10 protein-coding genes are annotated in these 12322 nt (G+C 61.9%); 3 read left to right on the top strand and 7 right to left on the bottom strand.

Going from position 1 to position 12322, the window contains the following annotated elements:
• Positions 1 to 106: 106 nt before the first annotated feature.
• The 3 genes from cysN to AAZU54_RS24685 form a co-directional block, all read right to left on the bottom strand.
• On the bottom strand, positions 107 to 2008 hold the full coding sequence (cysN, locus tag AAZU54_RS24695) for a sulfate adenylyltransferase subunit CysN (RefSeq protein WP_434727786.1): 1902 nt from the start codon (positions 2006 to 2008) through the stop codon (positions 107 to 109).
• Between the two features lie 16 nt (positions 2009 to 2024).
• On the bottom strand, positions 2025 to 2942 hold the full coding sequence (cysD, locus tag AAZU54_RS24690; RefSeq protein ID WP_186553839.1) for a sulfate adenylyltransferase subunit CysD: 918 nt from the start codon (positions 2940 to 2942) through the stop codon (positions 2025 to 2027).
• A 222-nt stretch (positions 2943 to 3164) separates the two neighbouring features.
• Positions 3165 to 3923 carry a Nif3-like dinuclear metal center hexameric protein gene (locus AAZU54_RS24685; protein ID WP_264236467.1) on the bottom strand — a complete coding sequence of 253 codons (759 nt, stop codon included), beginning with the start codon at positions 3921 to 3923 and terminating at the stop codon, positions 3165 to 3167.
• A 281-nt stretch (positions 3924 to 4204) separates the two neighbouring features.
• Between AAZU54_RS24685 and algW the strand changes: the two genes are divergently transcribed.
• Positions 4205 to 5365 carry a Do family serine endopeptidase AlgW gene (algW, locus tag AAZU54_RS24680; protein ID WP_186553837.1) on the top strand — a complete coding sequence of 387 codons (1161 nt, stop codon included), beginning with the start codon at positions 4205 to 4207 and terminating at the stop codon, positions 5363 to 5365.
• A 123-nt stretch (positions 5366 to 5488) separates the two neighbouring features.
• Here algW and AAZU54_RS24675 read toward each other — a convergent pair whose 3' ends face one another.
• The 4 genes from AAZU54_RS24675 to AAZU54_RS24660 form a co-directional block, all read right to left on the bottom strand.
• Positions 5489 to 6253, bottom strand: coding sequence for an amino acid ABC transporter ATP-binding protein (locus AAZU54_RS24675; protein ID WP_186553836.1), 765 nt, complete (start codon positions 6251 to 6253; stop codon positions 5489 to 5491).
• A 10-nt stretch (positions 6254 to 6263) separates the two neighbouring features.
• A complete protein-coding gene (locus AAZU54_RS24670; protein WP_434727785.1) occupies positions 6264 to 7361 on the bottom strand; it encodes an amino acid ABC transporter permease in 1098 nt (365 codons plus the stop codon).
• A gap of 10 nt (positions 7362 to 7371) precedes the next feature.
• Positions 7372 to 8550, bottom strand: coding sequence for an amino acid ABC transporter permease (locus AAZU54_RS24665; RefSeq protein WP_392469053.1), 1179 nt, complete (start codon positions 8548 to 8550; stop codon positions 7372 to 7374).
• A 67-nt stretch (positions 8551 to 8617) separates the two neighbouring features.
• Positions 8618 to 9646 carry an amino acid ABC transporter substrate-binding protein gene (locus AAZU54_RS24660; protein ID WP_186553833.1) on the bottom strand — a complete coding sequence of 343 codons (1029 nt, stop codon included), beginning with the start codon at positions 9644 to 9646 and terminating at the stop codon, positions 8618 to 8620.
• Between the two features lie 337 nt (positions 9647 to 9983).
• On the opposite strand from AAZU54_RS24660, the gene AAZU54_RS24655 reads away from it, so the two are divergent.
• Both AAZU54_RS24655 and rhlB read left to right on the top strand, forming a co-directional pair.
• Positions 9984 to 10640, top strand: a complete 657-nt coding sequence (locus tag AAZU54_RS24655; RefSeq protein ID WP_186553832.1) for an alpha/beta hydrolase — start codon at positions 9984 to 9986, stop codon at positions 10638 to 10640.
• 100 nt (positions 10641 to 10740) lie between these two features.
• Entirely contained in the window at positions 10741 to 12180 is a 1440-nt protein-coding gene (rhlB, locus tag AAZU54_RS24650) for an ATP-dependent RNA helicase RhlB (RefSeq protein WP_312155200.1), read from the top strand.
• Positions 12181 to 12322: the final 142 nt, after the last annotated feature.

The following is a 12322-nucleotide window of genomic DNA, read 5'->3' as shown; positions in this document are numbered from 1 at the left end:
CGCTCCCACAGGGATAGCGCTGCTCCTAGGATCGGCGCTATCCCTGTGGGAGCGGGCTCGCCCGCGAAGGGCTGCAAAGCAGCCCCAACAGCTGTAGCGCTAGCGATCAGATCGCGCCGCGCTGGCGCAACACGTCCAGCACTTGCTTGACGCCTTCTTCAACACTGCTGTTCTGGGTATCGATCACCAGGTCGGCATCCAGCGGTACATCGAACGGGAAGCTTTCACCCGGGATGTTGTCGCCACCGGCAGCGTACAGGCCTTGCGGGTCGCGCTCGCGGCAGGCAATCGGCGATGCCTGTACGTACACGGTCACCAGGCGTTCTTTGCCGATCAGTGCCTTGGCCTGTTCGCGGCCTTCGGCATCCGGGGCGACGAAGGCGGCCAGGGTCAGCAGGCCGGCTTCGTTGAACTGGCGCGCGACGTGGGCAGCACGGCGCCAGTTCTCGGTGCGACCGGCGCGGTCCTGTGGCAGGCCTTTGTTCAGGTCGTGACGCAGGTTCTGGCCATCGAGCACGTACACCGCACGGCCCATGTCGAACAGCTTGCGCTCAACGGCATAGGCCAGGGTGCTCTTGCCAGCGCCAGAGAGGCCGCTGAACAGCACGGTAGCCGGCTGCTGGCCGAAGCGCAGGGCGCGCTCTTCGGTGGCAACGTGGGCCAACTTGCCATGCTGGCCGGTGCTGCCATGCGGCAGCACTGGCGGGGCGATGATCATGCCGGCGCCAACGGTGCCGTTGGTCAGGCGGTCGATGACGATGAATGCACCGGTGGTGCGGTTGCTGTCGTAACCGTCCAGCGCGATAGCGGCGTCGAGGCTGACCTTGACCTGGCCGATCTCGTTGAGCTGCAGCGCGCTAGCGGCGCCCTTCTCAAGGGTGTTCACATCGATCTTGTGGCTGATGCTGGCAATCGAGCCGGGCACGTAGCTAGTGGCGCGCTTGATGTCGTATTTCTTGCCTGGGAGCATCGGCTCTTCAGCCATCCACACCAACATGGCGTCGAACTGATCGGTCACCGGTGGGACGTTGTCGGCATGCACCAGCAGGTCGCCACGGGAGATGTCGATCTCGTCTTCCATGGTCAGGGTCACGGCCTGGCCTGGACCTGCGTTTTCCAACTCACCTTCGTAGGTGACGATTGACTTGACCCGGCTGCTCTTGCCCGACGGCAGCACGACGATTTCATCGCCCTTGTGCACCACACCGCTGGCCAGGGTGCCGGCAAAGCCGCGGAAGTTCAGGTTCGGCCGGTTGACGTACTGCACCGGGAAGCGCAGGTCGGTGAAGTTGCGGTCGGCGGCAACTTCAACGGTCTCGAGGATTTCCATCAACGCAGGGCCCGTGTACCACGGCGAACGCTCGCTGCGGTTGACCACGTTGTCGCCCTTGAGCGCCGACATCGGCACGAAGTGCAGGCTGCTCGGCGTCAGGTTGATGGCCTCGGCAAACTTCAGGTAGTCGGCCTTGATCGACTCGAACACGCCTTCATCGAAGCCCTTGAGGTCCATCTTGTTGACCGCAACGACGATGTGCTTGATGCCCAGCAACGAGGCAATGTAGCTGTGTCGGCGGGTCTGGGTCTGCACGCCGTAACGGGCGTCGACCAGGATGATCGCCAGATCGCAAGTCGAGGCACCAGTGGCCATGTTACGGGTGTACTGCTCGTGGCCCGGGGTGTCGGCGATGATGAACTTGCGTTTGGCGGTGGAGAAATAGCGGTAGGCGACATCGATGGTGATGCCCTGCTCACGCTCGGCCTGCAGGCCATCGACCAGCAGCGCCAGGTCGACTTCTTCGCCAGTGGTGCCGGACTTCTTCGAGTCACGGGTGATGGCCTCGAGGTGGTCCTCGTAGATCATCTTGGAGTCGTGCAGCAGGCGCCCGATCAGGGTGCTCTTGCCATCATCGACGTTGCCGCAGGTGAGGAAACGCAGCAGTTCTTTACGCTCGTGCTGAGCCAGATAAGCGACGATGTCTTCGCTGATCAAATCGGATTGGTGCGACATGGAGTAACCCTGAAAATTAGAAGTAGCCCTGACGTTTTTTGTCTTCCATGGAGCCTGCGCCATCGTGGTCGATGACCCGGCCCTGGCGCTCGGAAGTGCGCGTCAGGAGCATTTCCTGAATGATGTCGGTCAGGCTCTCGGCTTCCGACTCGACAGCACCCGTCAACGGGTAGCAGCCGAGGGTACGGAAACGCACCTTCTTCTTGACGATGCGCGCTTTCTCTTCCTCGGAGAGGTGCTCGAGGATGCGCTCGTCGTCGATCATGATCAGGGTGCCGTTCTTCTCGATGACGTCACGCTCGGCGGCGAAGTACAGCGGCACGATTGGGATGCCTTCGAGGTAGATATACTGCCAGATGTCCAGTTCGGTCCAGTTCGACAGGGGGAAGACGCGGATCGACTCGCCCTTGTTGACCTTGCCGTTGTAGACGTTCCACAGCTCCGGACGCTGGTTTTTCGGATCCCAGCGATGCTTGCTGTCACGGAACGAATAAACCCGCTCCTTGGCCCGCGATTTCTCTTCGTCACGGCGCGCACCACCGAAGGCGGCGTCGAAGCCGTACTTGTCCAGCGCCTGCTTGAGGCCCTGGGTTTTCATGATGTCGGTGTGCTTGGAGCTGCCATGGGTGAACGGGTTGATGCCCTGCGCCACACCCTCAGGGTTGACGTGGGTGATCAGCTCCAGGCCCATTTCCTCGACCATCTTGTCGCGGAAGCTGTACATCTCCTGGAATTTCCACTGGGTGTCGACGTGCATCACCGGAAACGGCAGCTTGCCCGGGAAGAAGGCCTTGCGCGCCAGGTGCAGCATCACGGCGGAGTCTTTGCCGATCGAGTACAGCATCACCGGGTTGTCGAACTCGGCGGCCACCTCGCGGATGATGTGGATGCTTTCCGCCTCCAGCTGTTTCAAGTGCGTCAGTTTGTCGACCATGGCTACTCACGTAAAACGATACGATCTTATGGACGGCCAAGCGGGCCGTGTTCGAGCGAGCCACTTTATCACAGCACCTGATTCTATTTAGGAGGCTGGCTAGATCGAAACAATCTAACCATATGACTGGGGGTTTGGGGCGCATGGGGCCTGCTGTGCAGGCCATCGCAGGCAGGCCGGCTCCCACAGGATCGATGAGCCGCAAAGCGGCCCAACGCTCGATCAGATCGGATTAGGGCAATCGATGAACAGGTGCTCCACAGCAAACCGCCGCGCCAGGTAATCGCCCAGTGCCTGCACGCCATACCGCTCGGTAGCATGGTGCCCGGCAGCGATGAAGCTGATGCCATTCTCGCGAGCGCTGTGGAAGGTCTGCTCGGAAGCTTCGCCGCTCAGAAACAGATCGACACCCTCGGCAATCGCCGTGTCGATGTAGCCCTGGCCGCCGCCTGTGCACCAACCAATGCGCCGCACCAGTTGATCACCCTCGATCAACAGCGGCTCACGGCCCAGCGCTTCCTGCACACGCCGGGCAAAGTCGCGCGCCGACATCGCCTCACTCAGCGAGCCGACCATGCCGACCACTTTCGGGTTGTTCGGATCCAGCGGCCCTTCGACGGTAATCCCCAACTGGTGCGCCAACTGCACGTTGTTGCCCACCTCCGGATGCACATCCAGCGGCAGGTGGAACGCCAGCAGGCTGATGTCATGCTTGAGCAAGGTCTTCAACCGGCGCTGCTTGATGCCGGTGATGCACGGGTTCTCGCCTTTCCAGAAATAACCGTGGTGGACCAGGACCAGATCCGCTTGCGCCTCGACAGCAGCATCGAGCAACGCCTGGCTGGCAGTGACGCCCGTGACGATCCGGCTGACCTGCGGCCGCCCCTCGACCTGCAGGCCATTGGGGCAGTAATCCTGGATCTTGGCGCTGGACAGGTAGCGCTCGGCTTCCTCGACCAGGGTGCTGAGGGCGACGGCCATGGAAAATCTCCTCGAAATCTGCACATTCGGCGGGCGCAACGCCCGTATAATGGCCGCCATTATGGGCCGTCGCCGGACTCGGGGAAACCGGCGATAGTCGCCAGGGGCATATGGCAATCGTGGGGCAAGCCCGCCCCCACGGATCAGCGCGGCCTGCGTAGGAGCGGGCTTGCCCCGCGATCGTAGCCGTCGCCGAGCATACTTTTGACGTGTATGATCGCGCGCGCTTGCATCCCGGCCCGCTCTGCAACGGCCCCTGCCCCACTCCCAGGATTCATTCGATGCTCAAGGTTCTGCGTTACTTTGGCTGGCCACTGCTTACCGGCATATTGATTGCCCTGCTGGTGATCCAGCGCTTCCCCGAATGGGTCGGCCTGCCCAGCCAGGACGTCAACCTGCAACAAGCACCGCAAACCACGCGGATCATGCAGGGCCCAGTGTCGTATGCCGACGCGGTGACGCTGGCCGCCCCGGCGGTGGTCAACCTGTACACCACCAAGGTGGTGAACAAGAGCGCCCACCCGCTGTTCGAAGACCCGCAGTTCCGCCGTTTCTTCGGCGACAACCTGCCCAAGCAGCGCCGCTGGGAGTCGAGCCTGGGTTCGGCGGTAATCATGAGCCCCGAGGGCTACCTGCTGACCAACAACCACGTCACCAGCGGCGCCGACCAGATCGTCGTGGCCCTCAAGGACGGCCGCGAAACCCTGGCGCGGGTGATCGGCAGCGACCCGGAAACCGACCTCGCGGTGCTGAAGATCGACCTCAAGAGCCTGCCGGCGATTACCATTGGCCGCTCCGACAACATTCACATCGGCGACGTCTCGCTGGCCATCGGTAACCCGTTCGGCGTCGGCCAGACCGTGACCATGGGCATCATCAGCGCCACCGGCCGTAACCAGCTGGGGCTGAACAACTACGAAGACTTCATCCAGACCGACGCCGCCATCAACCCGGGCAACTCCGGTGGTGCGCTGGTCGATGCCAACGGCAACCTGGTCGGTATCAACACGGCGATCTTCTCCAAATCCGGCGGCTCGCAGGGCATTGGTTTCGCCATTCCGGTCAAGCTGGCGCTGGAGGTGATGAAGTCGATCATCGAGCACGGGCAGGTGATCCGTGGCTGGCTGGGTATCGAAGTACAACCGCTGAGCCAGGAGCTGGCCGAGTCGTTTGGCCTTGAGGGGCGGCCAGGGATCGTCGTGGCGGGGATTTTCCGCGATGGCCCGGCGCAGCGCGCAGGCTTGCAGCTGGGTGACGTGATTCTGAGCATCAATGGCGAACCGGCCGGCGATGGCCGCAAGTCGATGAACCAGGTGGCGCGGATCAAGCCGACCGACAAGGTGGCCATCGAGGTGATTCGCAATGGGCAGCAGCTCAAGCTGATTGCCGAGGTGGGGCTGCGGCCGCCACCGGCGCCGGTGGCCAAAACCGAGGAGAAGTGAGGTTCAGTCTAGGTAGAGTTTCAGCCTAGCCAGCGAACCTTGTGGGAGCGGGCTTGCCCCGCGATAGCGTTAGTTTGATCGGACGCTATCGCGGGTCAAGCCCGCTCCCACGAGTGCGTTTTATCAGTGCAGGATCTGGCTCAAGAACAGCTTGGTCCGATCACTGCGCGGCCGGTCGAAGAAATCATCCGGCGCCGCCTGTTCGACGATCTCACCCTTGTCCATGAAGATCACCCGGTTCGCCACGGTCCGGGCAAAGCCCATCTCGTGGGTCACGCAGAGCATGGTCATGCCGTCCTCGGCCAAGCCGACCATGGTATCGAGCACTTCCTTGACCATCTCCGGATCGAGCGCCGACGTCGGCTCATCGAACAGCATGATCTTCGGCTTCATGCACAGCGCCCGGGCAATCGCCACCCGCTGCTGCTGGCCACCAGACAACTGCCCCGGAAACTTGTGCGCCTGCTCGGGAATACGCACCCGCTCAAGGTAGTGCATGGCGATTTCCTCGGCCTTGCGCTTGGGCATCTTGCGCACCCACATCGGTGCCAGGGTGCAGTTCTGCAGAATGGTCAGGTGCGGGAACAGGTTGAAGTGCTGGAACACCATGCCCACCTCGCGGCGGATCGCTTCGATCTGCTTGAGGTCGTTGGTCAGCTCGACGCCATCGACGACGATACGCCCTTGCTGATGCTCTTCCAGGCGGTTGAGGCAACGGATGGTGGTCGACTTGCCCGAGCCCGACGGGCCGCACAGGACGATACGCTCGCCCTGGCGCACATTCAGGTTGATGTCCTTGAGTACATGGAACTGGCCGTACCATTTGTTCACGCCCTGCATCTGGATGATGCCTTCGGGGCCAGCAGGCTGCTTGATCGCTTCACTCATATGCAAACTCCTAACGCTTGTGGCCAGTGTCCAGCTTGTGCTCCAGATGCATGGAGTAGCGGGACATACCGAAACAGAAAATCCAGAACACCAGGGCCGCGAACACGTAGCCCTCGGTCGCCATACCCAGCCAGGCCGGGTCTGCCGCCGCCTGCTTGACGCTGTTGAGCAGGTCGAAGAGGCCGATGATGATCACAAGGCTGGTGTCCTTGAACAGGGCAATGAAGGTGTTGACGATGCCGGGGATGACCAGCTTGAGCGCCTGCGGCAGGATCACCAGGCCCATCGCCCGCCAGTAACCCAGGCCCATCGCCGCAGCGGCCTCGTACTGGCCCTTGGGAATCGCCTGCAAGCCACCGCGCACCACCTCGGCGATGTACGCCGACTGGAACAGGATCACCCCGATCATCGCCCGCAGCAGCTTGTCGAAGCTCATGCCCTCGGGCAGGAACAGCGGCAGCATCACCGACGACATGAACAGCACGGTAATCAGCGGCACGCCGCGCCAGAACTCGATGAAGGTCACACAGACCACCTTCACCGCCGGCATGTGCGAGCGTCGACCCAATGCCAGCAAGATGCCCAACGGCAACGCGCCGACAATACCGACAGTGGCGATCACCAGGGTCAGCATCAAGCCACCCCATTGGCTGGTCGGCACCGTGACCAGGCCCAAGCTGCCGCCATGCAGCAGCACGTAGGCGACGATGGGGTACAGGACCAGGAAGCCCAGGCCGTAGATCGCCTTGCGCGGGAAGCGACTGATGAACAGTGGCGCCGCACCGATCACCGCCAGCCACACCGTCAGGTCGACGCGCCAGCGCAGTTCGCTGGGGTAGTAGCCATACATGAACTGGCCGAAGCGCTGCTGGATGAACACCCAGCAAGCGCCTTCCTTGGTGCAGTCGGCACGGGTGGTACCGACCCAGTTGGCATCGATCAGCGACCACTGCAACAGCGGCGGCACGATCAACCACACCAGGTAAAGGGCGAACAGGGTCAGCAGGGTGTTAAGCCAGCTGGAGAACAGATTGGCACGCATCCATGCGAGCACGCCGACGGTTTTCACCGGTGGCGGCATATCGGGTTTGAAAACATGGGCATTCACGGGCGTATCCTCACCGCTCGATCAGCGCTATGCGCTTGTTGTACCAGTTCATCAGCAGCGAAATGCTGATGCTGATGGCGAGATAGACACTCATGGTGATGGCAATCACCTCGATGGCCTGGCCGGTCTGGTTGAGCACGGTACCGGCGAACAGCGAGACCATCTCCGGATAGCCGATACCGGCGGCCAGGGACGAGTTCTTCGCCAGGTTCAGGTACTGGCTGGTCAGTGGCGGAATGATCACCCGCAGGGCCTGGGGGATGATCACCTTGCGCAGGGTCGGGCCCTCGCGCAGGCCAAGCGAACGCGCAGCTTCGGTCTGGCCATGGCTGACCGAACGGATCCCTGAGCGCACGATCTCGGCAATGAAGGCTGCGGTATAGATGGTCAGCGCCAGGGTCAATGCCAGCAACTCCGGGATCAGCACCCAGCCGCCGACGAAGTTGAAACCCTTGAGCTGCGGCACTTCCCAGTGCACCGGGCTACCGAACAGCAGCGCGCACACGCCAGGAATGCCAAGCAACAGCAGCAAACCCACCCAGAACTTGTGAAACGGCTCGCCAGTCTCATCGAACCGTTTGTTGGCATGTCGGACCATCAGCACCACCGCGACGATGGCCAGCAGCACCGCGGCAACGAACGGCCAGAACCCGTCCGCCATGGACGCGCCGGGCATGTTCAGGCCGCGGTTGCTGATAAAGAACATGTCGTCGATGTTGATGCTGCCACGGGGTCCGGGCAGGGTCAGAAACACCGCGAAGTACCAGAACAGGATCTGCAACAGCGGCGGAATGTTGCGGAAGGTCTCCACATACACGGTCGCCAGCTTGTTGATCATCCAGTTCGGCGATAACCGCGCCACGCCGACGATAAAGCCCAGCAAAGTCGCCAGGATGATGCCGATGAAGGTCACCAGCAGGGTGTTGAGCAGGCCAATGACGAACACCCGCGCATAGCTGTCCGACTCCACGTAGGGAATCAGGTGCTGGGCGATGCCGAAGCCGGCACTGCGTTCGAGGAAGTCAAAGCCCGAGGTGATGCCACGGTGCTGCAGGTTGGTCTGGGTATTGTGGAACAGGTACCAACCCAGACCGACCACGAATGCCACCGTGACGATCTGGAACAGCCACGCACGCACACGTGGATCGCTCAGGGAAAAACCCTTTTGTGCGCCGATTTGATTTTGCATGAAGTGCCCCGGAAAAAAGGGATCAGAACAGCCTGCGGCGGCGGAATGCCGCCGCAGGGTGCAGCCATCAGCGCACAGGTGGCGCGTACTGGATGCCGCCGTTGTTCCACAGGGCGTTCAAGCCACGATCGATTTGCAGGGGGGTGCTTTTGCCCAGGTTCTTCTCGAACACTTCGCCGTAGTTACCCACTTGCTTGACGATCTGTACGACCCAGTCCTTGGGCAGCTTGAGGTCCTTGCCGTATTCGCCGTCAGCGCCGAGCAGACGAGCGTTGTCCGGGTTCTTGCCCGACTTGGCTTCGGCCTCAACGTTCTTCGAGGTGATGCCCGCCTCTTCCGCGTTGAGCATGGCGAACAAGGTCCACTTGACGATGCTGAACCACTCTTCATCGCCTTTGCGTACCACGGGGCCCAGAGGTTCCTTGGAGATGGTTTCCGGCAGTACCACGTACTCGGTCGGTGCAGCCAGCTTGGAGCGCTGTGCATAGAGCTGCGACTTGTCCGAAGTAAGCACGTCGCAACGGCCGGATTCGAGCGACTTGGCGCTCTCGTCGGAGGTGTCGAAGGTGATCGGGGTGTACTTCAGGCCATTGGCACGGAAGTAGTCGGAGACGTTCAGCTCGGTGGTGGTACCGGCCTGGATGCACACGGTAGCGCCGTCGAGCTCCTTGGCACTGGAGACGCCGAGCTTCTTGTTGACCAGGAAGCCGATGCCGTCGTAGTAGGTAACACCGGCAAATACCAGGCCCATGCCGGCATCGCGCGAGCTGGTCCAGGTGGTGTTGCGCGAGAGTACGTCGACTTCGCCGGACTGCAGCGCGGTGAAGCGCTCCTTGGCGTTGAGCTGGCTGAACTTGACCTTGGTGGCGTCGCCGAACACGGCGGCGGCCACGGCGCGGCAGACATCGGCGTCGATACCGACGATGTTGCCTTTGGCATCAGGTACCGAGAAACCCGGAAGGCCATCGCTCACGCCACACTGGACGAAGCCCTTCTTCTTTACCGCATCGAGGGTAGCGCCGGCTTGGGCGAAACTGGTGGCGCCCAGCGCGGCGGCAGCGGTCAGGACTGCCAGGGTGGTTTTCAACATCTTCATTCACAACCTCCAAATCGCTCTTGTTGTATCGAGCCGGAATTGCACCGCACCCTTATGAGGCGCATCCGACCCTTGTTGGCTTATTTTTGGGTCAATTGGCGCAATGAGCTGTTCTATGACAGCCTTTGTATCCGTACGAGGGGTGTTACCGGCATGGGGCCATCCCTTCGCATCACTCGATTCATAGCAAAGCGCGTACCACAGTCGAAGGCTTAAGCGTTTAAGCGGTAGTCAAGTAGGAAAAGTTGTAGAGTTGCGACATCTATTTCTGGCATTCACTACAGATGCCTTCTTTTTACGCACCACTTAAGCCAGCGCGCACACTTTCGGAGCAGTCATGACCCAACCGCTGATTCTCGAACCGCAAAATACCGCCGACGCCTGTGTGATCTGGTTGCACGGACTGGGGGCCGACCGTTACGACTTCCTACCGGTGGCCGAATTTCTTCAGGAGCGCCTGCTCAGTACCCGCTTCGTCATGCCCCAGGCCCCGACCCGCCCGGTGACCATCAACGGCGGCTATCAGATGCCCAGCTGGTACGACATCAAGGCCATGACCCCAGCCCGCGCCATTGACGAGGCGCAACTGGATGAATCGGCCGAGCAGGTGATCGAACTGATCAAGGCCGAGCAAGCCAAGGGCATCAACCTGGCGCGGATCATCCTTGCTGGTTTCTCCCAGGGTGGCGCGGTGGTACTGCACACTGCCTATATAAAGTGGCAAGAAGCACTGGGCGGCGTGATTGCCCTGTCCACCTATGCCCCGACCTTCAGCGAAGGCCATCAGCTCAGCGCCTGCCAGCAGCGCACGCCGGCCCTGTGCCTGCATGGCGTGCATGACCCGGTGGTGATCCCGTCCATGGGCCGCACGGCCTTCGAATACCTCAACAGCTGGGGCGTCGCCGCGCGCTGGCATGAATACCCGATGGAGCACGAGGTGGCCGTGGCAGAGCTGTCCGACATCCACGACTGGCTGAGTGAACGCCTGCGCTGAGTCAGGCCGTATGTAGTTGGCTGTGCATTGCGCTACGCCGCGCCCGGTTCTTGCATTACACTGCCGGGCGTACATTCCTTAACCAATTGATGAGACGACCGTGCTCAAGGCACTTAAAAAAATATTCGGCAAGGGAGACGCCGCGCCTCAGGCCGTCGAACCCGATGCCCGCGTGATTACGCCCGCGCCTGCGGTCCAACCGCCGGCACCCCAGGCCCAGCCCAGCGCCAAAGCGCCAGCTCCAGCGCCTGCCAGCCCTCGCGTCGACAAGCCCGTACAGGACAAGCCGCGCCGCGAGCGCAAACCCAAGCCACAAGCCAGCCTGTGGAAACCAGAAGACTTCGTCGTCGAGCCACAAGAAGGCAAGACCCGCTTCCATGACTTCAAGCTCTCCAACGAGCTGATGCATGCCATCCAGGACCTGGGCTTCCCCTACTGCACCCCCATCCAGGCCCAAGTGCTGGGTTACACCCTGCGCGGCCAGGACGCCATAGGTCGGGCGCAGACCGGCACCGGCAAGACCGCCGCGTTCCTGATCTCGATCATTTCCCAGTTGCAGCAGACCCCGGCGCCGAAAGAGCGCTACATGGGCGAGCCGCGCGCGCTGATCATCGCCCCAACCCGTGAGCTGGTGGTACAGATCGCCAAGGACGCCGCGGCGCTGACCAAGTACAGCGGCCTGAACGTGATGACCTTCGTCGGCGGCATGGACTTCGACAAGCAGCTCAAGGCCCTCGAAGCGCGTCACTGCGACATCCTGGTAGCCACTCCAGGGCGCCTGCTGGACTTCCACCAGCGCGGCGAAGTGCACCTGGACATGGTCGAGGTGATGGTGCTCGACGAAGCCGACCGCATGCTCGACATGGGCTTCATCCCCCAGGTGCGGCAGATCATCCGCCAGACCCCACCCAAGAGCGAGCGCCAGACCCTGCTGTTCTCGGCGACCTTCACCGACGATGTGATGAACCTGGCCAAGCAATGGACGACCAACCCTGCGATCGTCGAGATCGAACCGGAGAACGTCGCCAGCGAGACCGTCGAGCAGCACGTCTATGCCGTGGCCGGCAGCGACAAGTACAAGCTGCTGTACAACCTGGTGACCCAGCAGAAGTGGGAACGGGTGATGGTCTTTGCCAACCGCAAGGATGAAGTGCGGCGCATCGAAGAGCGCCTGGTGCGCGACGGCATCAACGCCGCCCAGTTGTCCGGTGACGTGCCGCAGCACAAGCGCATTCGTACCCTGGAAAACTTCCGAGAGGGGCGCATCACCGTGCTGGTCGCCACCGACGTGGCCGGGCGCGGGATTCACATCGATGGCATCAGCCACGTGATCAACTTCACCCTGCCGGAAGATCCGGATGACTACGTGCACCGCATTGGCCGTACCGGCCGCGCCGGGGCTGCGGGTGTGTCGATCAGCTTTGCCGGTGAAGATGATTCGTATCAGTTGCCAGCGATCGAAGAGCTGCTGGGGCGCAAGATCAAGTGCGAGATGCCACCTGACGAGTTGCTGCAGGCAGTACCGCGCAAGCATCACTGACAGGCGTAGTGTGGAAGGCATAGCGTAAGAGTCATCGCGTGGGAGCGGGCTTGCCCCGCGATAGGGTAGGCCCAGGCGGCTTCGTTGCCTGGCCTGAAGCGATCGCGGGGCAAGCCCGCTCCCACGCTAGGACTCCCACGCA

Source organism: Pseudomonas sp. Je.1.5.c (genome assembly GCF_051129895.1).
Taxonomy (GTDB): Bacteria; Pseudomonadota; Gammaproteobacteria; order Pseudomonadales; family Pseudomonadaceae; genus Aquipseudomonas; species Aquipseudomonas urmiensis.
This window is presented reverse-complemented; position numbering and strand designations above follow the sequence as displayed.